This window comes from Streptomyces sannanensis, assembly GCF_039536205.1.
GTDB classification, from domain to species: Bacteria; Actinomycetota; Actinomycetes; order Streptomycetales; family Streptomycetaceae; genus Streptomyces; species Streptomyces sannanensis.
This window is the reverse complement of record NZ_BAAAYL010000001.1, coordinates 1,505,895-1,531,170: the sequence shown is the minus strand read 5'-3', so window position 1 is coordinate 1,531,170 and position 25,276 is coordinate 1,505,895. Positions and strand designations below refer to the sequence as shown.

The window sequence follows — 25,276 nt, the reverse complement described above, 5'->3', positions numbered from 1 at the left end:
TTGATGCGGCGGCCGTGCGCGGCCGGTATGTCAGGCACGGGAAACTCGTTGCGCTGTGGGATCCGGAAAACCGGGCCGGTCGGGCGCGTTGGGCGGGTCCGCGGGATGCGGTCGTGCGGTCGGCGGCGTGGGGCCGGGCTGCGGTTCGGGAGTCAGGCTGAGCAGCCGGGTGGCGACCGGCGGAGCCGGCACGGTCTCGCCGATCGCGGTGGCCCGTACCGCGGAGATCAGTTCCTCGGCCGACGTGTCCTTGACGGCGCCTGACACCCCGTCGGTATTGCCGCACCCAGCCGTGTACGTGGCGGTGAAGAGCATGGACAAGTCGGCCACGATGGACGTGTCCTGCTTCGACACGGTCGTTCCCGGATCGATCGCGACCGCGAGGGCCGGAGCGAGCGAGGACACGGGCAATTCGTTCAACGCGAGTCGCGGCGTCGGAGGCATGGCGTGTGCCGCCCCTCTGGGCTGCCCAATCCTCATCTGCGCCTCGCTTCCGGTTCACCTCAGGGTGTTAGCGCAGAGACTAAGCCGTGCACCGGCTGGGGGCGCGTCCATCGTTCGATTGACTTGAGTGGGTGCTTGATCCTCAACTGTTCGGAAATGCAACAGATTTCGCTTCGACGCCGGCCGTATGAGCGCCAAACCCGCCGCAGTGATGGGCCGGACAACGAGCGAGGGGACGTCAAGGATTCGTGGACAGGAAAAACCACCGGAGCCGCGTTCGCTGCGCTGACGGTGGAGTGAGTCAAGCGGGTGGGTGCGAACGTCGGGAACTTTCGGGTATGTCCGGCACTTTCAAGGGCGTCGAGGTCTGGTGGCAGGCGCGGGATGAGTAGTTGGTTTTGACCGTCCCGGCGAGATATGTGAGCGGCGGTACAACGGGTGCGCCCCTGGCGCAAGGGCGTGCCTTGTGCCAGGAGCGCGGTCGGGAAAGGGCTGCTGTGAGGGTCAGCGAACGGCGTAGGCCTTGATCAGGGTCTGCTCGATCTTGCTGCCGTTGGTGTCCTGTGCCTTGATGCGCAGGGACACGTAGCCCTTTGCCGGGTTGTTCACGGACACCTTGTAGCTGCCGTTGTTCTTGCTCTCGACCTTCGCGGGCTGCCAGGTGGCACCGTCGTCGGAGGACGCCTCCACCTCGACCCCGTTCATGTCCGGGGTGGCGCCGTTCTGGAGGACGAACGACAGGTCGAAGTGGTAGGTGTTGCCGCCCGGGGTGGTGTTCTCCGCGTCCAGGTCCAGGCCGTACTTCGGCCAGAGCAGCGCCAGGTCCTCCTTGCCGTTCGCCGGCCGGGCGGACTTGAAGGTCCACGCGGTGCTGGCCTTGGTGGACAGCGGGAACCACGCCGGGTGCGACGTGTCCATGGTGATCCGGTAGGTCGCCGGGTCAGGGCTGACCGGCAGCGTCGTGAGCGTGAACCAGCCCTGCTCCTTGAGGAGCTTGCCGTCCTGGTACAGCCGCACCGTCGACGTGGTGCCGTTGTCGCCCTGGAAGTATTCGTAGTGTCCGGGCTGGCTGTCGCCCATCTCCATCATGTTGAGGGTGACCTTGTCACCGTCGCGGAACGCGAGGGTGGGCTCCGGTCCGGCCGGGCCGTTCGCCGCGCCCAGCCAGGTCTCCTCGCGCTGCTCGCCCGGGCTGTAGTTGCGGACGAGGTCCCTCATGCTGGCGATGATGTCCTTGCGGTCCGGGTAGACCATGTGCCACCACCCCATGTCCTTCATCGTCGGCCACTTGCTGCCGGTGGAGTACCACTCCTCCCGGTCCACCGGCGCGTCGTGGAAGTCCACGAACTGGGTGATGAAGGTTTCTCCCGGGCGGATCGCCGAGGTGGTGTCGCCGAGCAGAGTGCCCTTGGTGCCGCGGTAGTGGGACTTCACCACGGCCGAGTTCTCCGCGGTGACCGCGTCGGTGGGGTCGGCCGGAATTCCACCGGGAACCATCAGCGCGATGTTGTACACGGAGGGGTTGTTCCCCATGCCCTGCAGGTTGATCTGCGTGGGACCGCCGGCCATCCGGCCGAAGAGCACCGCGCCCTCGTCCTGGGTGAGGGTCCAGGCCGGGATGGCAGTGCCGGTGACGCGCGGCACGCTGGTGGCGTAGAGGCCGGGCCGGTCGTTGACGATGATCGCTGCCTTCGCACCGGCACCGGCCACAGCGGCGATCTGGTCGGCAACCTTCCGGGTGGCATCGCGGGTGACGACCGCGAGCTTGCCATCGAGGGCCTTACCCGCCAGGTCCTCCGGCCGTCCCGTGCCGGCGTTGACCGCCTGGAGCGTGCTGGGGCCGTACAACTGGGCCGCATAGAGCACCGGCGTGAGCGGGAGCGCGCCTCCCTGCCCGGCATAGGACGCCCGGATCACCGGCGAGTACCTGCGGTCCTGGAAGTTGAACTCGAAGGTGCCGTCCGTCACCGGCCCGGTGGGCACCGCATAGGCGTGCTTCGCGAACAGGCTCGACGTACCCTTCATGTAGTCGACCCCGCGCTTGCCGGGCAGCTGCTGGCGGTACCCGAGCTTGTGCTGGCTCGACTGCGACTCCTTGGGCGTCGAGACCTTGACTTCCTTGCCCAGCCGGGCGTCCATCGTGATCGTCCGGTCCGCCGTCAGATCCACGACGGGCTCACCGGCAAGCGTGTTGCTCACGGCCAGGCCCGTGGCCTTGTCCTTCGTGTACACCAAGCCCATGACGGAGTAGCGACCCTGCGGCACCGCGATGGTCTTGGTTCCGCCCTGGGGGAAGACCTCGCGGACAACGCCGTTGTCCAGGTCGAACACCACGAGTTCGCCGGACGCCGGGTCTCCGTTCCGGTCGATCGTGTTGATGGTGAGGTCGACGGTGGGCACGTCCTTCGTGGCGCCGACGGTGGTGCGGATCGCGGTGCCGTCGGCCGAGGTGGCGGTGATGGTACCGGTGTAGTCGCCCACGGCGCCGAGCTCGGGGTGGTAGGTCACCGTCACGCTCGCGGTGGAGTTCGCCGGGACCGTCACGCTGTTGGCGCTGAGCGTGAACATGCCGTCCGGCGGGGGTGCCGTCTCCCCGAGGCCGAACAGGCGGAGCGACAGCGTGGTGTCCGTCGCGGAGGTGTTGACGTAGTTGATCGTCTTGGTGACCGGCGCGCTCTCGGCCGACTTCTTGCCCATGCTGACGACGGCGGGGCTGGAGTAGACGGTGGCGTTGATCGCCTTGGGCACGTCGACGCGGCCGTTACCGCCCTGGTAGGCGTTGTACGAGCCCTGCTTGGCGGTGCTGACCAGCACCTGCTTGAGCCGGTCGGCGGTCCAGTCGGGGTGGCGCTGGACAAGGATCGCCGCGGCGCCGGACACGTGCGGGGTGGCCATCGAGGTGCCGTTGGCCGAGGTGTAGTTGGCGTCGACGGGGGTGCCCATCGTGGTGCCGGCGGCGCGGGCGGCGACGATGCCCACGCCCGGTGCGGTGATCTCCGGCTTGACCGCGAAGGTTTCCTTGACCGGGCCGCGGCTGGAGAAGTTCGCGAGCTGGTCCTGCTTGGACACCGCTCCGACGGTCAGTGCGTCCTCGGCGGCACCGGGCGAACCCACGGTGCCCTTGCCCGGGCCATCGTTGCCGGCCGCGATGACGAACAGCGACCCGGAGGACGCGGTGAGCTGGTTGACGGCCTGGCTGATCGGGTCGGTGCCGTCGCTGGGGACCGAACCGCCCAGGCTCATGCTGATGACGTCCGCGCCCTGGGCCGCCGCCCATTCCATGCCGCCGATGACCGCCGACTGGGAGCCCGAACCGGCCGTGTTGAGGACCTTGCCGATGTACAGGTCGGCGCCCGGCGCCACACCTTTGTACTTGCCGCCCGAGGCGGCACCGGAGCCGGCGATGGTCGAGGCGACGTGTGTGCCGTGGCCGTGGTGGTCGACCGCGTCGGGGTCGTCGGTGAAGTTCTGCGCGCTCTTGATCCGCCCTGCCACATCGGGGTGGTTGGGGTCGATGCCGGTGTCGAGGATGGCGACCTTGGTGCCGGTGCCGTCGTAGCCGGCCGCCCAGGCGTCCGGGGCGCCGATCTGCGGCACGCTCTGGTCCAGAGTGACGTGCACCGGCTTGTCGAGCCAGAGCTTCTTGATGCCGTCGGCGAGCTTCGGTGCGCTCGTCGTGGCGGTGCTGTCGTCGTCGACGGCCTCCCAGAAGGTCGCCGCCTTCTTCTTGCTCGCGTGCAGCGCGACCGCGTTGGCGCTGGGCAGTTCGTCCTTCTTCACCGAGCCGGCCGGCGCGGCCTGGTCGAGCGCCTTGCCGGCCTTGCCGGGCGCGCCTGCGTAGGTGGCGATCAGGGGTACGGCGGGGCGGTGTGCGTCGTCGTAGCCGTATTCGACGAGCTTGGTGACGTTGAACAGCTCGCGGTCGAGCTCGTTCGCGGCGAGGTAGGGCTGGGCCTTGTCCGGGATGACGTAGACCTCGTCGCCCACCTTCATGGAGGTGAACGCCGCCGGGGTGCCGTCGGCCGCGGGCTCGACCGTCGCCGCCTGGAAGCCGTCGGCGTGACGCTCCAGCGTCACCACTTCGCCGGTGACGAGGGTGAGCTTGTGTGTGGCGACAACGGGGCTGTTCTGCTGCGGCTGGGCGGCCTGGGCTGCCGGCGTCTCGGCGGCGGTGGCGACCGGGAGGGTGGTGAGTGTTCCGGCCACACAGGCCGCGGTGAGAATCCCCAGGGCTGTCCGCACTGGACGGCGTGTCAGCCGGTGGGCTACGGGGTTGGCCGGGCTGGCTGAGGATCCGTTCGGCTCAGCCGGTTGTGACTGTCTCATCAAGGCGTTGACATTCTCTGAGGGGGAATGAAGGCGCGCGGAACCACGCCGTCGCGTGGATGCGGCGCCGCGTCGTATATACGTCGTATGTGGTGGGTGTCGCCAGTGTTGCTTCGGGCGGATCGGTGGTACAGCGGCGAGCGGCGCGTCCCGCTGTTGCGGCAGTGACCCGGCACCGGTCGGTCGGCCTGCGCGGTTCGTCCCGGAACCTGGCCTCGTCGGGGAACCGGGGCCGGTCGAGGCGATCCGTCAGATGTGACCGTGCGGCGCAAGACGTGCGAACGCGGGGGGACGAGTGGCGGCAATCGGAGGTAATGATTCCATGACGCTGAGTGTTGTTCACGCACCGGCCACCGGACGACTGGGCAGATGACCCAATTTTGCTGCCGCGCCCGCCTAACGGGAGGCGCCGGCCGAGCTGTCGACGACGACGCCGGCTTCGACGACCTTCACGGCCAGCGCCGTCCGGGACGAGACCTCGAGCTTGCGCATCGCTGTCTCCACGTGCCGTGCGACCGTCTTCGGCGACAGGATGAGGGCACCGGCGATCTCCCGGTTGGTCCGGCCTCCGACGAGCAGCCGGACTACGTCGAGCTCACGGGGAGACAGTTGATCGCCGTAGCTTCGTCGTCCACCGTGCCACGACGGGCGCTTCACCCCGACACCGGATGCACGCAGTGTGTGCATGACGCGCTCGGCGTCGCCACGAGCGCCGAGGGTGGACAACCCCTGGAAGGTTTCCGTAAGGAGGGAGAGAGCCGCATCGGACTGGTCCGCACGGAGCAGACAACGGGCCTGTCGCTCACGGCTGAGCAGGGCGTCGTACGGCTGCGGAAGGCCCTGCCACGCGTCAGCCGCACGCGCGAACAGTTCGGCGGCGCTGAGGGGATCGTCCTGATGCTGGGCCAGGATCGCCCTGCAGGTCGACAAGGCGGCGTGCGGCCCAGGTGCGCGGCGACCACGCACTCCCGCTGCGAATGCGTCGACCAAGTCGCCGGCCTCGTCGATGCGGCCGGCCATGAGTAGTGCCTCGGCCCGGACCGGGGCGAGTTCGGTGGCCCAGATCCACGTGCCCTTGCGTTCCAGGAACCGGATCGGCCCGTCGGTCAACCGCAGCACGTCGTCGACCCGCCCGGCGCCGAGCCGGAGCCTGGCCAGGGCGCCGGCAGGTTCGACGGAATGCTCCGCACCGCCATGTCGGTCCGCCTGTTCAAGGACGCGCCGCAGGCATTCGTCCGCTCTGTCCTGGTCGCCTCGGGCCGCATACAGCAAGCCGGTGACCACGGCCGGCGCCAGGCGGCTCACCGGCTGCAGGAGTTCCTCGTCACCGGCCAGCGACTGGGCCCGGTCGGCCAGCCCGTCCCAGGCTCCGGTGAGCCAGTCCAGCTGGGCCAGCGTCACCTGCCCCTTCCTGCGGAGCTTCTGGTACTGATACGTGTCGGCCAGTCCTGCGGCCAGCGTGAGCGCCCGCCTCGCCTCCGGGTACCTCCCCCAGATCAGCGCCATGTGCCCGACGTTCTGATGGCCGACCGTGATCTGCTGCCTTTCCGCGGCGGTGGACGCGTCATCGGCGATCAATGCCGCCTCGGCCCACCCCTCCTCCTCACCGAGCAGCAAAAGCCCACTCGCCCGTCCGACCCGGATATTCAGCCGGTCCACCGGCGCGATCGAGACCGGCACCTGCGCCACGCGCCGCAGCCACCTGAGGTGTTCGGCCGCCGGTGTCGTCGTCCCGTACGGCAGGCCGAGAAACATCATTGCGCGAACTGACTTCGCCGGGTCGTGCCCGAGGTCGGGCAGCGCGCGTTCCATCTCGATCCGGGACTGCTCGAACTCCTCCATCTGCTGCAGCAGCCGGGCGACGTGGAAGCGGATCTCCGCCGCCTCGCTCGGCGTCGGCCCGCCGGTGTCCAGCGCGAGGTGAAGGGCGTCCATCAGTTCGCGGTAGCGTTCGTGCCCGCTGAGCAGATGGAACGGAACCTTGCCGGTCAGCCGGACCACGTCGGCGGGCGGCAGGCCGGCGTTGGTGAGCAGCTCGTGCAGCAGAGTGACCGCCGTCGCATCGTCACCCGAGGCGAGGGCGAGGTCGGCAGACTGTTCCGTGTACCGGCACCACGCCGTCGTGTCGCCGGCCTCCCGGAAGTGGCGCGCGAGCTGGGCGACCGGGGACGGGGTGGTGTCTTCGAGAACGTGTGCGGCACGCAGGTGCATCGCCCGCCGCTGCGGCACAGGAATCGTCTCGTACACCGCGCGGCACGCCAGCTTGTGCCGGTACGAGACCAGCCCGCGCTGGTCCTCCCTCAGCAGCCCCGAACCCACTGCCTCCGCCAGGCCTGCCAGCCTGCTCGCCGGATCGCCTTCCGGAGCCATCACCTCGACGACGGCCTCCTCGGGGGCGGGGTCGGCGAGTACGGCGGCCGCGCGCAACGCGGCCTGCGCCGCCGGGCCGAGCCGTGCGCTGCGTTCCAGTACGACGTCCCGCACTGTCGGCGGTACGTCGATCTCACTCAGTCGCTGCCGCACCCAGGAATCACCCCGCCGGGTCATATCAGCGCGGTTCCACATCAGCCGGACGGACTCCTCGACCGCGAGCGGAAGCCCGTCGGTCCGGTCGTGCAGGATGGTCGCGAACTCGTCGGAAACCCGCTCCCCACCCAGCATCGAGGACACCAGCGCGGCAGTCCCGGGGACATCCAACGGCTCCAACGACAGCCGCAGCCGCGCCGCCCCCGCCGGTTGCCGCGACGACAACCGCAGCAGCAGAGAGTCCGGCGCGATTTCCTCCGGGCGGTAGCTCACCAGCAGACTGACCTGTTGTCGCGGACGTGATGCCAGGAACAGCAGAAACTCCAGGGTGGCCTCATCCGCCCAGTGCACGTCCTCAACCGCGAGCAACCCGATCTCGAGCCGTTCGAGGATCTCCTCGATGGCCCGGAACAGCCGGTGTCGTGCCGCTGCCGCGTCTTCGGCCGGGTCGGGTGTGGGCGGCAACGCCGATGCCCACTCGGGGAACAACGGCCGGAGCGCTCCCGCCAACCCGCTCAGGCCGAGCCGGGCGACGTCCTCGGTCGCCGGTCGGATCGCGTCCACCACCGGCCCGAGCGTAAAAGGCTGTCGAACGGCCGGGCAGGTCGCCAGCAGCACCCGCTGCCGGGCCGGGGCATGCGCCGCGAGTAGCTCCTGGACCAGTCGGCTCTTACCGATCCCGGCCTCGCCCTCGATCAGCACGACCACCGGCGGGTCGGACAACGCCGCTCTCAAGGCGGCGAGTTCGCGCTCGCGTCCGACCAAGCCGGGTGCTGCGCTCGCAGGCAGGTCGCGTGTGTCGGAATCGCTGGTAGACATTCGCCCCACCGTAGGAGACAGACGACGGCATGCCGAACCGCCATCTTCCGTGAACAATATGATCAGAGGTTACAAGGCGGGGTGGCAGGGGGGTAGGCCACGTTCAAAGGCGTGGTGCAGCAGGCGATCACTGTGGATTTCCGGGGCTGAGGTTTGTGCTGCCATCGCGCCCGCCCGGGGGCCGAGACCTCTGTGTCACTTGCCCCAGCCTCACATCCGGCGTGGTCCCAGAGCGGGCTGGATGGTGGAGCGATCCAGGAGCACATGGGCGTCGCCGCCGTGCACACAATGCCCGCACCTTCTCCACGTGAGAGATCCGACCTTCGAGCCCGATTTGGTGGGAGGACTATGAGTAGGATAGGTAGCATGAGTGAGCCTACCGGCAAGTTCTCGATCACCATGCCGCGCGACATCGCCGAAGCCGCCAAGGCCCGCAGCGGTCCCTCCGGCCTGTCCGCCTACGTCGCCGCCGCGGTCGCTCGTCAGATCGAGCGCGACAACCTCAACGAACTCATCACCGTCGCCGAGGCCGAGCACGGCCCGGTCACGGACGAGGAGATCCAGGCCCTGCGGGACCAGCTCCGGCAGGCGCGCCGACAGCAAACGCAGGGCGGGGCGGATGCCGCGTGAGCCGCTCCCCCGCCATTCCCGGCGGCACGCTGGTCCTGGACAGTGAGGGGCTTGCCAAGGCCGTTCTGCGCGACCGCACGGTCACCGGCTGGCTCGCCCTGGCCCGCGCAGACGACCTGCGGGTGATCACGTCCGCGGCCACCCTGGTGGAGGTGGTCCACCCTCGGATCAACCGCCCGGCCCTGGAGTGGACGCTGTCCCGCCTGGTCGTCGAGCCGGTCACCGACCCCATCGCCCGCCACGCCGCCGCCCTCCTTGCCGACACCGGCCTGCACGGCCACAAGTCCGCCATCGACGCCATGCTCAGCGCCACCGCACTCGCCGCCCCCGGCCCCGTCACGATCCTCACCTCGGATCCCGAGGACCTGGCCGCGCTGTGCGGCCCACGGGTCACCGTGATCAAGGTCTGATCCGGCCCTCGCCGAGGGGCCTGTGCTGTTCGACCCAGCCGCTACCGGGTCTATTCGCACTGCATCGGGCTTCAGCCCGGTGGTGAAGCGAATCCAGGTCCGGCGGCGCTGGTCGTAGGCGCTCAGGAGCCCTTCCACGCTGCGGGTCGCTCGAGTGAGACTTCTCCATCGGGGAGCCCAACAGTTGGTGCGCCCCTGGCGGCGGCCGTGCGCCGCCGGTATGTCAGGCACGGGAACCTCGTTGCGCTGTGGGATCCGGAAACTCGGGTCGGTCGGGCGGGGCGGACGCGTTGGGCGGGTCCGCGGGATTCGGTCGTACGGGTGGTAACGCGGGGCCAGGCAGCGGTTCGGGAATCAGGCCACGGCCCAGTGCCGCCGTCACGGCGCCGGTGCGGCTGTCCACACCGAGCTTGGCGAAGACACGGACCAGGTGGGTCTTCACCGTTGCCTCGCTGATGAACAGCGCGCGTGACACCTGCCGGTTCGACAGTCCCTTCGCGAGCAGGACGAGAATCTCTGTCTCGCGTGGGGTCAGTGCGGACTGCGGTGCCCGCATGCGGCCGAGCAGCCGAGTGGCGACGGGCGGAGCCAGCACGGTCTCGCCGGCCGCGACAGCGTGCACCGCGGAGATCAGCTCCTCGACCGGCGCGTCCTTGAGCAGGTAACCGGTCGCACCCGCCTCGACGGCGGCAAGGATCTCGGCGTCGGTTCTGTAGGTGGTGAGGACCAGTACCCGGGGCGGGGCCGGCAGGGCCCTGATCCGGCGGGTGGCCTCGACACCGTCCATGCGCTCGACGCCTCGCCTGCTGCCGGTCGCATCGGTGGCGACGCCTGACACATCGTCGGAACCGCCGCCCATGCGCAGGTCCATGAGGACCACGTCGACCTCCGTCGGCCCGGCGACCATGCGCAGCGCCTCGGCGCCGTCCCCCGCCTCACCGGCCACCACGACCTCGGGCACGTCATCGAGCAGCGCACGCAGGCCACGGCGCACGACCGGGTGGTCGTCGACGATCAGCACGCGCACCTGCGCGACGGAGGCGGTCTGCGGCGCGGTCATGATGTCACCCCATTCGGAATCGGCAGACTGGCGGCGACCGCTGTTCCCTCGCCGATCGCGGACTCGACGGTGAGCGCGCCGTCCAGCTCCTCTATCCGCTGGCGCATCCCGAAGAGCCCGAAGCCGCCACGGGAGTCCTGTGGGGGCAGTTCCGGATCGAAGCCCTTGCCGTCGTCGAAGACATCGAGCGTCACCCGGTCGTCCAGGTAGCACAGGCTCACCACGCACCTCTCGGCGTGCGCGTGCCCGCGCACATTGGCCAGCGCCTCCTGGGTCACCCGCAGCAGCGCCACATCGCACTCGGCACCCAGCGGGTACGGCTCCCCGTGCAGATGGAAAGCGGTGCTGAGACCGTCCTCGGCACTCCGGTCGACCAGTCGGCGCAACGCCTCGGGCAGGGGCGTCTCGACCAGGGGCGGCGGGCTCAGTTCGTACAGGAAGCGCCGGCACTCGGCGAGGTTCGCCGTGGCGACCTCGGTGGCCGCGGTGGTCCGCTCCTGCGCCAGGGACGCGTCCGGCGGCAGCGCGGCGTAGGTGGCGCGCAACAGCATGATCACGCTCGAGAGGCCCTGCGCGACCGTGTCGTGTATCTCCCGGGCCAGCCGCTGGCGTTCGGCGAGCCGGCCGGCCTCCCGCTGTGACTCCGCCAGCGCCTCCCGGGTGACGATCAGCTCAGCGATGAGCGCCTTGCGGGCCTGGCTCTCCCGGTACAGCGACTGGTACCCGAGCACCGGGAGTGTGGAGACCAGCGCGCCCAGCAGGGGGCCGGCCAACTGGGGGATCCCCAGCGTGCCGGCCTCCGCTCCCTTGGCGGCGACCACGATGGCGGTCCCCACAGCGACGGCCACGACCGCCAGCCGCGGCGGCAGGAGCAGGACATACAGTGCGAACAGCGGGAACCCCAGCCAGCCGAACTCCGCACTGAACGCCATGAGACAGGCCCATACCGTGGTCAGCGCGCCGAGCCAGCGCAGCGCACGGCCCGGGTTCCCTCCGGTCGTGTCGACGGACTCGGTGGGTTCCTCGCGACGTCGAGAGTCGGCAGGCCTGGCAGGGCCGGCGAATCCCACCGCGTACGTGGCGGCGAGGAGCACGGACAGGGCGGCCACGACGGACGTGTCCTGGCTCGACACAGCCGTGCCCGGACCGATCACGACCAGGAGAGCAGCGACGAGCGAGGAGACGAACAAGCCGTTCAGTGCATGCCGCAGCATCGGCGGCATGGCGCGCGCCGCCCCTCCGGGCTGCCCAATCCTCATCCGCGCCTCACCTCTGGTTCATTTCAGGCGGTCAGCGCAGAGACTAAGCCGTGCACCGGCTCGGGGTCGTGTCCATCGTTCGGTTGACCTGGGAGGGTGCTTGGTCCTTGATCGCCCTTGAATGCAGTGTTTTTCGAGGCGGGCGGCGGCCGCACCGAACTGAACTCCTCGGGCTGATGTGATAGTTGGGGCGAGTATTCGAATACCGTGTCCGTCCTGCTCGCCTTCCTTCTGCCTCACCCCAGGACGCCTCGATCTCCGCAGCTGTGACCGACGAGACGTCAACATCCGGTCAAGGCTGACCGTTCGCGGTACCGCGCCCTGCTCGGACCGGGACGATGTCGCTGAGGATCTCAAGAAGTGTGGCAGTGTCGACATCGTGGGGCGATAGGTTCATACCATGACAACCGAAGGTTCCTGGTACATCCTGGTCGAGGAGAACGTCGAGTCCCGCGAGCCCGCGGGCGACGGTTACGCAGCCATCCCCCGCTGGCAGGTGATCGGCAGCCGGCCGGTCGACGGCGGCAGGGAGCACGCCGTGGCCGTGGCCGAGCAGCTGGCCCGCAGCCGTGTCCCGAGTGGGGCCGAGGGCCGGCCCGGTACTCCCGGGCGGGCGGTCTACCGCGTCGCCGAAGGCTCGTGGCTGACCGTCGTCCGGCTCGGAACGGACAACTGGCACTTCCGGGTCACCGCGGCCGAGCTGGTGCACACACAGGAGTACGTGCACGAACTGCAGCCCGCCGAGGCCGTGCCCCGGCAGCGCGGGCTGCGCGAGATGCTGGGCCTCTGACCGGCCGGTGTCACCCCGGGGCGATGAACCCCGACTCGTATGCCGCGATCACCGCCTGCGTGCGGTCGCGCGCGCCCGTCTTCGCCAGCACCGACGCCACATGCGTCTTGACGGTTGCCGCGCCGACCCCCATCCGCCCGGCGATCTCCGCATTGGTCAGACCCGTCGCCATCAGCCGCAGGACGTCCGCCTCGCGTTCGGTGAGGCGGGTTGCCCAGGGCGGGGGAGCGGCGGGCCGGCGGGCGGCGTGTTCTGCGGCGAGGGCGCGTACGGCGGCGGGGAAGAGCAGTGAGTCGCTGCGGGCGACCAGCCGGACCGCCTGGACGAGTTCCTCCGCGGCGGCGCGCTTCAGGAGGAAGCCGGAGGCGCCGACGCGCAGCGCGTCGTAGACGTAGGAGTCGTTCTCGAAGGTGGTGACGACGACGATACGGGGCGGCTCCGGCATCGAGCCCAGGATCCGCTCGGTGGCCCGGATGCCGTCGATCTCCGGCATCCGTACGTCCATCAGCACCACCTCGGGCCGCAGCTCCCGCACCACCGAAACCGCCTCCGTGCCCGTCGCCGCCTCGCCGACGACCTCCAGATCGGGCTCGGCGTCGAGGATGACGCGCAGGGCTGTACGGACCATTCGCTCGTCGTCGGCGAGGACGACCCGGACCGTGTCGCTCATCGCGCACCGCCCAGCGGCAGCACGGCGGTCAGCCGCCATACGCCGTCCTTGGGCCCGGCCTGGGCCTTTCCGCCGAGCAGGGCGGCGCGTTCGGCTATGCCACGCAGGCCGCGGCCGCCGCCGGGCCGTACCGGTGGTGGAGCGGCGCAGCCGAGATGCAGCGGAGGTTGAGGGTCCCGGTCGAGGAACGAGGGAGGGGCACTCGGCCGAAGCGGAGTCGAGGCGGAGTGCGACCGGCAAGGGGGCGCGGCGCAGCCGAGATGCAGCGGAGGTTGAGGGTCCCGGTCGAGGAACGAGGGAGGGGCACTCGGCCGAAGCGGAGTCGAGGCGGAGTGCGACCGGCAAGGGGGCGCGGCGCAGCCGAGATGCGGCGGAGGTTGAGGGTCCCGGTCGAGGAACGAGGGAGGGGCACTCGGCCGAAGCGGAGTCGAGGCGGAGCGCGACCGGCAAGGGGGCGCGGCGCAGCCGAGATGCGGCGGAGGTTGAGGGTCCCGGTCGAGGAACGAGGGAGGGGCACTCGGCCGAAGCGGAGTCGAGGCGGAGTGCGACCGGCAAGGGGGCGCGGCGGGCAGCGGATTCTCCATGGTGATCTCCAACTCCTCGCCGGTGACGGCGATGCTCAGCGTGACCGGTGACGTTCCGCAGTGCCGCAGCACATTGCTCAGGCCCTCCTGCACGATCCGGTAGGCCTCGCGCGAGACGGTCTCCGGGACAGAGGCCGGGTCTCCTGTCGTACGGAACGAGACGTCCAGGCCGGTACGGGCGAGCAGCCCGTCCAGCGCGTCGAGGGCCGGGGCAGGCAGGTCGGGGTCGTTCTCGTCCTGGCGCAACAGGCCCAGTACGGAGTCGAGTTCGGCGACCGTGCGCCGCGTGGTCTCCTCGATCGCCGCCAGTGCCTCGCGTACGAACTCCACATCCGCGTCAAGGACTTTACGGGCCGCGCTCGCCTGGAGGGTGACCGCGCTCAGTGCGTGGCCCACCGAGTCGTGCAGCTCGCGGGCGAGCCGGTTGCGCACCGCCAGCTCGGCGGCCCGCCGCTCGGCCGCGGCCAGCCGGTCCGCGGGGGCCGGTCCGAGCAGGAGCGGCGCGACGCGGGCCAGCAGCGCCCCGGCCGCCGCGGCGCAGGCCGCCAGGGCGAGCAGCATCAGCAGCCCGGAGGGCGGAGCGACCCACAGCACCCAGGTGCGGTCCGGCCCCCGGAACGCGTTGAGCCCGGAGTTCCGGAGCCCGGCCGAGAACGGCAACACCATCAGCGACAGCGCGAACGGCGGCAGCGCCAGCGTCGCCCCGCTGATCAGCGCGCCCAGGCCCAGATGCAGCGTCCACCAGGCCGAGACCCGGGCCCTGGCCTCCGGGGTCCTGGCCGGCCCCTCGGCCAGCCGGCCCTCCGGCACCCCGCACAGGGCGCGCACCGCTGCCGCCGACAGCGGCCGGGTGAGCGGGAAGAGGGCGGAGACGGCGGCCATCGGCAGAGCGAGTCCGTACGCGGCGAACTGGAGGGCCGTGCTGCGGAAGACATCGCCGGCCACGGTCAGCGCCACTGTGCCGAGCAGCCAGTACGGCATCAACAGCGCGCCGCCGAGGATCAGATGGATCCAGCGCCGCCGGGCCCGGGCCCCGAGCAGCGCCCGTACCAGCGTGCTCACGCGCTACGCCGCCGCAGGAAGGAGACGACACAGCCGGCCAACAGGAACCCGGTGATCATTTCGACAGAGTAGGTCAGTACGAGCAGCCCCGTGGCCCGCTTGGCCGGATCGTCCTCGGGCAGCAGCGACGCCATCAGCATCCAGCCGCCCCAGCAGCCCACGGCACCGGAGCCCACCCAGGCCGTGCCGAGCACCGCCTTCACCTTCAGTGCCCGGCCGAGGCGGAGGACGAGCATCAGCACACCGGTGACGGCCGCGGCCACGAAGAAGACGCGGGTTCCTTCGAGCAGGTACATGTCGGTGTCGCGCTGCTCGGCGGCCTTCGCGGGGAGCCCGGTCGTCGAGCCGAGGGCCCACATCAGATGCAGGGCCGCGGGGAACAGCGCGAGGAGTGCCGCAGCCACGGCGACCGCCTTCGTGCGCGGGCCGCTCACCACGGGCGGCAGCTCCCACACCCTGCCCTGCCACAGCCCGCCCCAGCGTTCCCGGGCGTACAGCACGAACAGCGTGCCGAGGGCGATGCCCTGCATGATGAAGCCGCCGTAGACGACGTCGAACACCCAGTCGTCGAGGAAGGGTTCACGCGTCCCGTCCTGCGCGTCGGGGCCGCCGGCGAAGGCGGCCGCCACCAGTTGGAGCGGGAAGCCGAGCATGATCGGCGCCAGCAGTCCGGTCGCCACCCACATGGGGAAGGCGAGCAGCCAGGAGGCCACGCGCCGCCCCCAGGCCTGGGTGAGCAGCAGGGCGAGGACGATCACGGTCGCGTCCATCAGGATCGTCACACTGTTGGCGACGGCGTACAGGGCCCGCTTCTCCAGCAGGGCGCTGCCCTCGGGGATGCCGATCCGGCTGCCCGCCACCCAGGCGATCTTGAGGGAGAGGTAGGGGACGCAGGAGACGACGGCGAGGGCGCGCAGCACCCGACGGGCCCGGCCGGGTCGTACCGGCGCGGCGGGGAGGGGAGAGGGGGCGAGCGGTGTCTGTGCCATGGCACTCAGCCTTCCGGCCGCCCGCCCCCGGGACGTCCTGCGCTCCTACGATCCGGCTCGGCCGTACGGGGGAGACGCTCAGTCCTCCAGGGTGAGGACCACTTCGTCGATCTCCGCGCCCCGGGCGTTCGCAAAACCCCTGGTGTGTTCGGTGACCCGGAAACCGCACTTCTCCAGGACCCGGACGGACCCGGTGTTGTCGGCGGCGGCGCGGGCGTACAACGGCCGTTCGGGGACGAGCCGGAGCAGTGCGCGCAGGGCGGTGGTGGCCACGCCGCGGCCCCAGTGGGCGCGGTCGATCCAGTAGGTGACCTCGCGTTCGCCCGACGGCCCGTACACCGCCGCGTGCCCGGCCACCGCGCCGTCGACGAGCACGGTCCGGTTGATGTCGTCGGAGGTCAGGATCCGCGCCCAGTACGCGTCGAAGCGTGCCCGGTCGGCAGGGTTTTCGGGGGTGAAGGCGGCCATCCGGGCCGCCTCGGGGTCCTGCAGCAGGGCGAAGAGGACGGGCAGGTCGGACTGCTCGACCTCACGCAGCGAGACATTCATCAGAACCTCCGTGCGGCAGTCGTCAGCCGGTCGCGGGCGTCGAGGAGCGCGTCCTTGACGAGCTGCTCGTGGGCGGGGGTGAGCCGGGCCGCCGGCACCGAGCAGCTGAGGGCGTCACGGGCCGGGGTGCGGTAGGGGACCGCGACGCCGAAGCAGCGCAGACCGAGGGTGTTCTCCTCGCGGTCGACGGCGTAGCCCTGCTCGCGGACGAGGCTCAGTTCCTCGATGAGCCGCTCCCGGTCGGTGACGGTGTGTTCGGTGAGCCGGCGCAGCTTCTCCGGCAGCAGCGCGCGGACCTGTTCGTCGGTGCGGGTGGCCAGCAGCGCCTTGCCGAGGGCGGTGGAGTGGGCGGGCAGCCGGCGGCCGACCCGGGTGAAGGGGCGCAGATGGTGCTGGGACCGGCGGGTGGCGAGACAGACGACATCGGTGCCGTCGAGCCGGGCGAGGTGGACGGACTCGGTGGTGTCGTCGGAGAGCCGGTCCAGGGTGGGGCGGGCGGCGGCGACGACCTCGTCGCCGTCGATGTACGAGGTGCCGACCAGCAGGGCCCGTACGCCGATGCCGTAGCGCGTGCCGGTCGCGTCGGTCTCCACCCAGCCGAGCTCCACCAGGGTGCGCAGCAGCATGTAGAGGCTGGACTTGGGGTAGCCGACGGCGTCCTGGACGGCGGTGAGCGAGTGCATGCCGGGGCGTCCGGCGAAGAACTCGAGCAGTTCCACGGTCCGCACGGCGGACTTGACCGGTGCGCCGCCGGTCTCCCCGCCTGTCTGAGCAGCAGACATGCCCTTGACCCCTTCAAACGCGCGTTTATAGAGTCGCCAGCATATTCACGATCAGGAATCTTGTTCAGAAGACTGAACAATTCTGCACAGTCGCTGGGAGGCGTCGCGGTGGCAGCACCAGTCTGGAGTGTCGATCCCCGAACCGGGAAGCCGCGCGAGGAGATCGCGGCGGAGGCCACGGCCCGGGACGTGGACGAGGCGGTACGGGCCGCGCACGCCGCCTGTGACGCCCTCGCCGACCGGGCCGTACGCACCGCCCTGCTGCGCACCGCGGCCGACCTCCTGGACGCGGCCGCCGACGAGATCGTGGCCGCCGCCGACGCCGAGACCGCCCTCGGCCCGGTCCGGCTCACCGGCGAACTCGCCCGTACCACCGGCCAGCTGCGGGCCTTCGCGGACGTCGTCGAAGAGGGCTCCTTCCTCGACGTACGCATCGACCACGCCGACGCCGCGCAGACCCCGCCCTGGCCCGACCTGCGCCGCTGGAAGGTGCCGCTCGGCGTCGTCGCCGTCTACGCCGCGAGCAACTTCCCGCTCGCCTTCTCCGTACCCGGCGGGGACACCGCGAGCGCCCTCGCCGCGGGCTGCCCGGTCGTCATCAAGGCCCACCCGGCGCACCCGGCCACCTCGGAGCTGTGTGCCGGACTGCTGCGCCGCGCGGCTGCTCAGGCCGGTCTGCCGGAGGACGTCGTCCGCCTTGTCCACGGCTTCGACGCGGGCGTCGAACTGATCCGGCACCCGCTGGTCGCCGCCGCCGGCTTCACCGGTTCGGTACGCGGCGGGCGCGCCCTCCACGACGCCGCGGCCGCCCGGCCCGTACCCATCCCCTTCCACGGCGAACTCGGCTCGCTCAACCCGGTCGTGGTCACCGAAGCGGCCGCCGCCGAACGCGCCGAGGAACTGGGCGCCGGGCTCGCGGGCTCGATGACGCTGGGCGTCGGCCAGTTCTGCACCAAGCCGGGCTTCGTCCTGGTCCCCTCGGGGGCGGCCGGTGACACCCTGGTCAAGACCCTGACCGAGACCCTCGCCGCCGCCGGTGCCGGTGTCATGCTCGACCACCGCATGCGTGACGCCTTCGTGGCCGGCACCGCGGAGCGGGCCGCACTGCCGGACGTGGACGCTCCCGTCGCCCCGGGCGCGGACGGCGATCACACCGTGCGGCCCGGCTTCCTGACCGTACCGGCCCGTCCGCTGGCCGCCGAAGGCCCGCACGACCTCCTGCTGGAGGAGTGCTTCGGCCCGGTCACCGTCGTCGCCCGCTACGAGGAGGACTCGGAGATCACCGCCGTCCTCTCCCGCCTCCCCGGCAACCTCACCGCCACCGTCCAGCTCTCCACCGCCGAGGCCGAGGGCGCCGACGGCCGGGGGACCGGACTGCTCGCCGCGCTCAGCCGGCTGGCCGGCCGGGTCCTCGTCGGCGGCTGGCCCACCGGCGTTGCCGTCGCCCCCGCCCAGCACCACGGCGGCCCCTACCCGGCCACCACCTCCACCTCCACCTCGGTGGGCGGCACGGCGATCGAACGCTGGCTCCGCCCCGTCACCTACCAGTCGACGCCCGCCGCCCTCCTGCCCCCGGAGCTGCGCGACGACAACCCCCTCGGCCTGCCGCGCCGCATCAACGGCCGCCTGGAGCGCTGACACGGAATCCGGGCCACCCGCGACACCGGGTGGCCCGGCACGTCCGTCCTGCACATGCCGGACATGCTTGAGTGCCCTCTTCTCCTGCCGCAGGCTCGCAGGATGATCCGTCACGCCACCGTCCGGGACCTCGACGCCATCGCCGCCCTGCATGCCGCGGCACGCGCCACCTACTACCGGCGCCGGGTCCCGGAGGCGGCCGAGCCGGCCGGTACTTGCGAGGGCTGGGCCCGCGCCATCGACCGCGACCGCACCGAGGGCGCCGTCCTGTGTGCCGAGCTGGACGGCCTGGTCGTCGGCGCCGCCTCGTACCGCCTGCGGGCAGGCCAGGCCAGTCTGACCCAGCTCCATGTACACCCCGCCCACTGGAGCCGCGGCGTCGGCACCGCGCTGCACACGGCCTGCGTGACCGCCTGGCAGCGCGCGGGCGTGCGCACCGCCCGGCTCGGCGTCTACGAGCACAATGTGCGCGCCCGGGCCTTCTACGCCCGCCACGGCTGGCGGCCCGACCCCGGGATACCGCGCCTGGGCACCCACCTCGCACTGCGGCTGACAGTCCCGGATCCGCCGGGGGCGTAAGTCACGGGCGTCACCAGATGAACCGGAGGATGCCCCGGCCTTCAGGCCGGGGTGGGGGTGTCTCCCGCGTCCTGACCAGCTCAGGTCGGCACGGCCCCCCGCGCTCCGGCCCGGGGCCGTTCCTTTTCCCGGGGAATGCGCCACCGCGGGGGCGCGTTGTCGCCCGAAGGCGGAGATCCCGCCGTACGACCCCTGGAGAAGAAGACAGACATGCGCGTCGAGATCTGGAGCGACATCGCCTGCCCGTGGTGCTACATCGGCAAGGCCCGCTTCGAGAAGGGCCTGGCGGCCTTCGCCCACCGCGACGAGATCGAGGTGGTGCACCGCTCCTTCGAACTCGACCCGAACAGCGCCAAGGGCGACACCGCCCCGGTGATCGACATGCTCGCGCAGAAGTACGGGCGCACGCTGGACGAGGCGCGGGCCATGGAGGAGCACGTCGCCTCCAACGCGCGTGCCGAGGGCCTCGGTTACCGCACCGAGGGACGTGACCACGGCAACACCTTCGACATCCACCGGCTGCTGCACCTGGCGAAGGCCCGCGGCCGCCAGGAGCAGCTGCTCGACCTCGCCTACCGCGCCAACTTCGCCGAGGAGCGGTCCGTCTTCGACGCCGAGGTGCTGGTGGAGCTTGCCGTCGAGGCGGGACTCGACGCGGACGAGGCCCGCGCCGTGCTGGCCGACGACGACGCCTACGCCGACGAGGTGCGCGCCGACGAGCGCGAGGCCGCCGAGCTGGGCGCGAACGCGGTGCCGTTCTTCGTCTTCGACCGCCGCTACGGCATCTCGGGCGGCCAGCCCGCCGAGGTCTTCACCCAGGCGCTGGAGCAGGCCTGGCAGGGCCGGGTGCTGACCACGGTGGCCGTCGACGCGGACGCCTGCGGTCCGGACGGGGCGTGCGACGTTCCGCAGGCCGACGGCAACGCATAAGCACTGCTTGGAAGTTCACCTCAGAAATTCGTGATGGACAGGGAATCGGCGCGGCATCCAGAGTGATCTCATGGAGAACTTGGGCAATCCGGCGGCCGACGAGTTCGCGCCGCAGTCGACGTACCTGAACACCTCGACCGCGGGGCTGCTGCCCCGGCGGGCGCTCGAGGCCGTGAAAGCGCTGGCCGACGAGAACGCCGCCGGGGTGCGTGGCGGGCCGGGCAGCTTCGAGAAGGTGGACGCGGCCCGCGCGTCCTTCGCCCGGCTCGTCGGAGTGGACGCAGGGCGGGTGGCCACCGGCGGCTCGGTGGCCGTGCATGTCGCGCTGATCGCCTCCTCGCTGCCGCCGGGCGCCGAAGTCCTCATCACCGAGGGCGAGTTCAGCTCGGTGATCACGCCGTTCACGGTCCGCGGCGATCTCAAGGTGCGGTACGCGCCGCTGGAGGAGCTGGCCGAGGCGGTGCGGCCCGGCACCGCGCTGGTCGCCACCTCCGCCGCGCAGTCGGCGGACGGCCGGCTGGCCGACCTGGCGGCGGTACGGGCCGCGGCGGCCGCGCACGGGGCCCGTACGCTCGTCGACGCCTGCCAGTCGGCGGGCTGGCTGCCGATGGACGCGGGTCTGTACGACTTCACGGTGACCGCGGGCTACAAGTACCTGATGTGTCCGCGAGGCGTGTCCTTCCTGACCGTCTCAGAGGAGGCTCAGGAGACCATGGCGCCGCTGCACGGGACCTGGGTCGGCGCCGAGGACAGGTGGAACAGCACCTACGGCCCGGTCGAGGTCTTCGCCGCATCCGCCCGCCGCTACGACGAGCCGGTGTCCTTCTACGCGTACCACGCGGCCGAGCAGTCGCTCGCGCTGCTCGAGGAGATCGGCATCGAGGCCGTTCACGCCCACAACACCGCGCTCGCCGACCGCTACCGGGAGGGCCTGCTCTCCCTCGGCCACCGGCCGGTGCCCGCGCCCGGCTCGACGAGCGTCTCGGTGCCGGGCCTGGCGGACCGCGAGCCCGAGCTGGCCGCGGCCGGCGTCATCACCGCGGCCCGTGCGGGCAACCTGCGGGTGTCCTTCCACCTCTACAACACCGCGGCCGACGTGGACCGCGTCCTGGAGGTCCTGGCGGGCTGAGGCCTCAGCAGCCCTGCTTCGCCTCGGGCCGGTCCGCCGTCTCGGTGCACTACCCGGTCCTGGCCGGCTGAGTCCCCGGGCGCGGAGGCGCCGGGCGGCCCGGGGTGGCCGTATCCGGCGCCGCCCGGCCCGGCGTCCTCCCCGATCGGACGAGTCCGATATCGGTGCAATGTGAATGATGCGAATCTGGGACCGCAATCAGGCGCCGCAGGGCAAGGATGGTGAGCAGCTGTGCCCCAGGACGACAAGGATCTTCCGCCGGACATATCCGGCCCCCCGCAATTCGCCGTCCGGGCGAGGACGACACCTGACGGCGATGTGTGGTTCACCATCGGCCAGGCCTGGGAGTTCCAGGCCCGGGGCGGGCGCGCGTTCTCGATGGTCCTCACCATGACCCCGGTTGACTGGCGAGGCGAACTGCTCCTGATGCCGATTCCGGATCAGGAGGGGACGGCCCTGTGGGACTGAGCTCATCAGCGGCGGAAGGGCATCACGTGCACGCCACGGAGACACAGCCGGGGACGCCCCCGGCGCTCGACGACGTCGACGGAGTCCTGAACTTCCTCTGGCTCGAACTGACCAACCGCTGCAATCTGCAGTGCGTCCACTGCTACACCGAGTCGCATCCGCTCAGCGGCGACCAGGACGTCCTCACCGCCGAGGACTACGAATCCGTGCTGAGCCAGGCCTACGACCTGGGCTGCCGCCGCGTCCAGCTGATCGGCGGAGAGCCCCAGCTCAACCCGGACTTCCGGCGCCTGCTGCGCTGTAGCGTGGAGTGCGGCTTCGACTTCGTCGAGGTGTTCAGCAATCTCACCCGGCTCGACGACGAGACCCTGGCGTTCTCGGTCGAGAACGGAGTGCACTTCGCGACCTCCGTCTACTCCGACGACCCCGTCGCGCACGACGCCGTCACCACCGTCCGCGGCAGTCACCGGCGCACCGTCGCCAACCTTCGGCGGCTCATCGAGCACAAGGTCCCCACGCGAGTGGGCGTGATCGCGGTGAACGAGGACGCAGACGCCGTGGAACGCACCCGGCGGTACCTGATGGACCTCGGTGTCGACGGACAGGTACGGGCGTCCGAGGTACGGCAGTTCGGACGGGGCCGGGAACTCCTCGGGCAGGAGGCGAACCTCTCCAGCCTGTGCGGGCACTGCTGGAAGGGCAGCCTCGCCGTCGCACCGGACGGACGGGTCTTCCCTTGCGTCATGGCACGGAACTGGCCGGTCGGCGACATCCTGCACCAGACCCTCGACGAGATCGTGAACGGCGACGAGCTGGCGCGGATCCGCCGGGAGATCCACGACACGGTGTGGCAGAGCAGCGCCAGGGAATGCCCCCAGTCCTGCAACCCCGACCTGTCCTGCCCGTGCGAGCCCCTGCTGTGCTCCCAGTCGTGCCAGCCCCAGAACTGCTCGCCCGACGTGTGCAGCCCCACCACGCCCAGATAGCACGTCACCAGGCGCCGCGGAACGGCGGCGCCGCGGGAGCCGGGCCGAGCGTCGTCGTGCCCGGCGCCGCCCGATGGCCGAGGCCGGTACGGTACGCGTCGAGCGCGGCCTCCGTACGGCCCGTACGCCGCAGCAGATCGCCCAGCAGCCGGCACAGATCGGCCAGATCACCCGCCGCCCCACTGCGCTCCAGCAGGGCCAGCGCCAGCACGTAGTGCTCCTCGGCGCGCTCGTCCGCGCCCCCCTCCTCGGCGATCAGCCCCAGCAGCCGGCGGGCGCCCGCGGCGTGGACGGCGCCGCGTCCGTCGCCGAGGCCCGCACCGAGCTCCAGCAGCCGGGACAGCAGGGCCACCGCCTCGTCGCGCTTCCCCCGTCGGCGCAGCACATCGGCCAGTTCGACCTCGACCTGTGCGGTGTACAGGGCGGCGCTGCGGGCGGCGAGCATCTCGCGGGCGGTGCGCAGCTCGCGCTCGGCGGCCTCCAGGTCGCCGTTCTGGGCCTGCACATAGCCGCGCATCCAGTGGCAGTGGGCCAGCTCGGTACGGGTCTGCAATTGCTGGTAGAGGTCCTGCGCCTTGGCGAGCGAGGCGTCGGCCTCGGCGATCCGCCCCTCGGCGAGCAGGGTGCGCGCCACGCTGCGGTGCATTCCGGCGACGAGGGCCGGGTCGGAGACCTGCGGGGCCAGTGACAGGGCGAGTTCGGCGGCCTGGGCGGCCCGGGCGTGCGCGCCCATGTCCATGTACGGGCCGATGGAGGACGCGTAGAGCAGCAGCAGGGCGTCCGGGTCGTGCAGGCCCTGGGCGTTCAGTTCGTCGAGGGCGGTCTCCAGGACGTAACAGGCGTAACGCAGTTCACCGGCGAGCAGGTGCGCGACGGCCCGGCCGCGCAGGGCGCGGACCCGGCGGGGGAGCGGCTCGCCGGCCGAGGTGAGGATGCGTTCCGCCGACTCGAAGTGCTCGCGGGCGGCGTCCAGTTCACCGCTCTCCAGGGCGCATTCGCCGAGCCCGGTGAGCGCGTCGGCCCGCTCGGGTTCCAGGGCGAGTTCCTCGGCCTCGGTGAGCAGTTCCCGGTAGCGGGCGGCCGCTTCGCCGAGAGTGCCGGTGGCGAGCAGGCGGCGGGCGTCGGTGAGGGCGAGGCGCAGTTCGGTGGCGAGCCGGGCGGAGCGGCCGGTGGTCAGTTCTTCGTAAGTGGTGCCGAGCCGCTCGGCCAGGAAGCGCAGGGCGGTCTCGGAGGGGCGGACCCTGCCGGACTCCAGCGTGGAGATGTACGCGGCCGTGTACGCGGGTTCGGCCAGTTGCCGCTGCGTCAGACCCCGTTCGGCACGCAGGCGCTGTACGCGCTGTCCGATGACAGCCGGTTCGTCCATGGTGCGTTCCTCTTCCTGCGGTTTCACATCCGCAAGGGCATTGTGCGGCACTGACAGGGGGCTCTGGCAGTCCAACAGCTCCGCACGGACGCCGTGCACGACCCGGCGATCGCCGCGACCGTCCCGGACGAGCAGTCCTGGACGGTCCGGCACTGACCCGGGGACTACCAGGCCGTGGAGGCCGCCTTGCGGGCGGCCTCCACATCCGCCGTCAGCCCGTACTCGCCCAGCGCCGCGCCCAGCGCCGCCAGCGAGGACTCCACCACGCCCGGCGCCGCGTCCACGCCGTAGTGGTTGACCCGGATCATCTCGGACGCCAGCGCCCCGCCGCCCGCGATCAGCGGCACCGACGGGTCGACGGCCAGCGCCTTCGCCACCAGCTCGGAGGCGTCCACCCCAGCGGGCGCACGCAGCGTCGTCGCCACCGGCGCCGCCTCGCGCGCCTCGTGGACGTACGGGGCCGGCCCGCCGCCCAGCGCGAGCACGCCCGCGCGCATGGCCGCGGCGGCCGAGGCGTGCCGCGCGATCACCGCGTCCAGGGTCTCCGTCTCGATCCGCTCCAGGCATGCCTCGAGCGCCAGCATCTCCAGCTGCGCGGGGGCGTGCAGCAGCGCCCGGCGGCCGCCGTCGATCCAGCGCTCCTTCCAGTCCAGCAGGGAGAGGTACGAGCGGCGCGGCGCCGCAGGGTTGGCGGCCATCCGCTCCCAGGCGCGCCCGCTCACCGACACCGCCGACACTCCCGCCGGGCCGCCCATCGCCTTCTGCGCGCCGATCACGCACAGGTCCACGCCCCACTCGTCGGTCAGCAGCGGCTCGGCACCCACCGAGGCGACGGCGTCGACCATGAAGAGGGCGCCATGGGCCCGTACCACCTCACCGATCTCCGCGACCGGGTTGGTGTTGCCGGTCGCGGCCTCCGCGTGCACCAGCGACACGAAGTCGATCCCGGGATGCTCCGCCAGCGCCTGCTCGATCTGCGCGGCGGTGACCGCGGTGTGGAAGGGCACCGCCAGGTCGATCACGTTCGCCCCGGCGTCCCGCAGCCAGTTCCCGAAGGTCTGCCCGTACGGCCCGGTGACGACGTTCAGCGCGGTCGAACCGGGGTGGGCCGCGCCCTTGATGCAGCCCTCCAGAGGGAGCAGCGCCTCGCCCTGCATGATGACCACGTCCTGCTCGGTGCGGAGCAGCGAGGCCACCCGGCGCTCGATGTCCGCGAAGTGCGTGGCGGTCAGCGGGGTCAGGTCCAGAAGCGGGTGGCTCACGTCTCTCCTTGCAAGCTG

The 25,276-nt window shown here is 71.3% G+C and carries 20 protein-coding genes and 1 pseudogene; 9 read left to right on the top strand and 12 right to left on the bottom strand.

What is annotated here, in order from left to right; all coding sequences use genetic code 11:
- Window positions 1–30: 30 nt before the first annotated feature.
- From ABD858_RS07040 to ABD858_RS07030, 3 genes are all read right to left on the bottom strand, one after another.
- Entirely contained in the window at window positions 31–405 is a 375-nt protein-coding gene (locus ABD858_RS07040; RefSeq protein WP_345035278.1) for a hypothetical protein, read from the bottom strand.
- A gap of 543 nt (window positions 406–948) precedes the next feature.
- Window positions 949–4,650 carry a S8 family serine peptidase gene (locus tag ABD858_RS07035; RefSeq protein WP_345035277.1) on the bottom strand — a complete coding sequence of 1,234 codons (3,702 nt, stop codon included), beginning with the start codon at window positions 4,648–4,650 and terminating at the stop codon, window positions 949–951.
- Between the two features lie 516 nt (window positions 4,651–5,166).
- Entirely contained in the window at window positions 5,167–8,115 is a 2,949-nt protein-coding gene (locus ABD858_RS07030) for an ATP-binding protein (protein ID WP_345035276.1), read from the bottom strand.
- A gap of 366 nt (window positions 8,116–8,481) precedes the next feature.
- On the opposite strand from ABD858_RS07030, the gene ABD858_RS07025 reads away from it, so the two are divergent.
- Both ABD858_RS07025 and ABD858_RS07020 read left to right on the top strand, forming a co-directional pair.
- Window positions 8,482–8,745: a CopG family transcriptional regulator gene (locus ABD858_RS07025; protein WP_345035275.1), complete on the top strand. Its 264-nt coding sequence runs from the start codon at window positions 8,482–8,484 to the stop codon at window positions 8,743–8,745.
- Complete coding sequence (locus ABD858_RS07020) at window positions 8,742–9,155, top strand: type II toxin-antitoxin system VapC family toxin (protein WP_345035274.1); 414 nt, start codon at window positions 8,742–8,744, stop codon at window positions 9,153–9,155. Before ABD858_RS07025 ends, ABD858_RS07020 begins: the two co-directional genes overlap by 4 nt.
- A 352-nt stretch (window positions 9,156–9,507) precedes the next feature.
- Here ABD858_RS07020 and ABD858_RS07015 read toward each other — a convergent pair.
- A pseudogene (locus ABD858_RS07015) lies at window positions 9,508–10,215 on the bottom strand (response regulator); the annotation flags it as partial.
- On the bottom strand, window positions 10,212–11,474 hold the full coding sequence (locus ABD858_RS07010) for a sensor histidine kinase (RefSeq protein WP_345035273.1): 1,263 nt from the start codon (window positions 11,472–11,474) through the stop codon (window positions 10,212–10,214). The gene ABD858_RS07010 and the pseudogene ABD858_RS07015, both read right to left, overlap by 4 nt.
- Before the next feature lie 400 nt (window positions 11,475–11,874).
- Here ABD858_RS07010 and ABD858_RS07005 point away from each other — a divergent pair, with 400 nt between their 5' ends.
- Window positions 11,875–12,264, top strand: coding sequence for a hypothetical protein (locus ABD858_RS07005; protein ID WP_345035271.1), 390 nt, complete (start codon window positions 11,875–11,877; stop codon window positions 12,262–12,264).
- Window positions 12,265–12,274: 10 nt separating this feature from the next.
- Here ABD858_RS07005 and ABD858_RS07000 read toward each other — a convergent pair whose 3' ends face one another.
- The 5 genes from ABD858_RS07000 to ABD858_RS06980 form a co-directional block, all read right to left on the bottom strand.
- The gene (locus tag ABD858_RS07000) at window positions 12,275–12,934 is read right to left on the bottom strand and encodes a response regulator transcription factor (protein WP_345035270.1); all 660 of its coding nucleotides are present in this window, start codon (window positions 12,932–12,934) and stop codon (window positions 12,275–12,277) included.
- Window positions 12,931–14,580 carry a sensor histidine kinase gene (locus ABD858_RS06995; RefSeq protein WP_345035268.1) on the bottom strand — a complete coding sequence of 550 codons (1,650 nt, stop codon included), beginning with the start codon at window positions 14,578–14,580 and terminating at the stop codon, window positions 12,931–12,933. Before ABD858_RS06995 ends, ABD858_RS07000 begins: the two co-directional genes overlap by 4 nt.
- Window positions 14,577–15,569, bottom strand: a complete 993-nt coding sequence (locus ABD858_RS06990; protein ID WP_345035267.1) for a hypothetical protein — start codon at window positions 15,567–15,569, stop codon at window positions 14,577–14,579. The genes ABD858_RS06995 and ABD858_RS06990 overlap by 4 nt, the downstream gene beginning before the upstream one ends.
- A gap of 78 nt (window positions 15,570–15,647) precedes the next feature.
- Window positions 15,648–16,118 (bottom strand): GNAT family N-acetyltransferase, encoded by a 471-nt coding sequence (locus ABD858_RS06985; RefSeq protein ID WP_345035265.1) that lies wholly within the window; start codon window positions 16,116–16,118, stop codon window positions 15,648–15,650.
- On the bottom strand, window positions 16,118–16,900 hold the full coding sequence (locus tag ABD858_RS06980; protein ID WP_345035263.1) for an IclR family transcriptional regulator: 783 nt from the start codon (window positions 16,898–16,900) through the stop codon (window positions 16,118–16,120). Before ABD858_RS06980 ends, ABD858_RS06985 begins: the two co-directional genes overlap by 1 nt.
- Window positions 16,901–17,008: 108 nt before the next feature.
- Between ABD858_RS06980 and ABD858_RS06975 the strand changes: the two genes are divergently transcribed.
- From ABD858_RS06975 to ABD858_RS06950, 6 genes are all read left to right on the top strand, one after another.
- Window positions 17,009–18,538 (top strand): aldehyde dehydrogenase (NADP(+)), encoded by a 1,530-nt coding sequence (locus ABD858_RS06975; protein WP_345035262.1) that lies wholly within the window; start codon window positions 17,009–17,011, stop codon window positions 18,536–18,538.
- Window positions 18,539–18,640: 102 nt separating this feature from the next.
- Window positions 18,641–19,117, top strand: a complete 477-nt coding sequence (locus tag ABD858_RS06970) for a GNAT family N-acetyltransferase (RefSeq protein WP_345035261.1) — start codon at window positions 18,641–18,643, stop codon at window positions 19,115–19,117.
- Between the two features lie 210 nt (window positions 19,118–19,327).
- Window positions 19,328–20,047 carry a DsbA family oxidoreductase gene (locus tag ABD858_RS06965; protein WP_345035260.1) on the top strand — a complete coding sequence of 240 codons (720 nt, stop codon included), beginning with the start codon at window positions 19,328–19,330 and terminating at the stop codon, window positions 20,045–20,047.
- A gap of 70 nt (window positions 20,048–20,117) precedes the next feature.
- A complete protein-coding gene (locus ABD858_RS06960; RefSeq protein ID WP_345035258.1) occupies window positions 20,118–21,176 on the top strand; it encodes an aminotransferase class V-fold PLP-dependent enzyme in 1,059 nt (352 codons plus the stop codon).
- A 231-nt stretch (window positions 21,177–21,407) separates the two neighbouring features.
- On the top strand, window positions 21,408–21,644 hold the full coding sequence (locus ABD858_RS06955; RefSeq protein ID WP_345035257.1) for a hypothetical protein: 237 nt from the start codon (window positions 21,408–21,410) through the stop codon (window positions 21,642–21,644).
- Window positions 21,645–21,670: 26 nt separating this feature from the next.
- Window positions 21,671–22,630 (top strand): radical SAM/SPASM domain-containing protein, encoded by a 960-nt coding sequence (locus ABD858_RS06950; RefSeq protein ID WP_345035256.1) that lies wholly within the window; start codon window positions 21,671–21,673, stop codon window positions 22,628–22,630.
- A gap of 4 nt (window positions 22,631–22,634) precedes the next feature.
- Here ABD858_RS06950 and ABD858_RS06945 read toward each other — a convergent pair whose 3' ends face one another.
- Window positions 22,635–23,996, bottom strand: a complete 1,362-nt coding sequence (locus ABD858_RS06945) for a tetratricopeptide repeat protein (RefSeq protein ID WP_345035255.1) — start codon at window positions 23,994–23,996, stop codon at window positions 22,635–22,637.
- A gap of 164 nt (window positions 23,997–24,160) precedes the next feature.
- Window positions 24,161–25,258, bottom strand: a complete 1,098-nt coding sequence (locus tag ABD858_RS06940) for a pyridoxal-phosphate-dependent aminotransferase family protein (RefSeq protein ID WP_345035254.1) — start codon at window positions 25,256–25,258, stop codon at window positions 24,161–24,163.
- Between the last annotated feature and the right edge of the window lie 18 nt (window positions 25,259–25,276).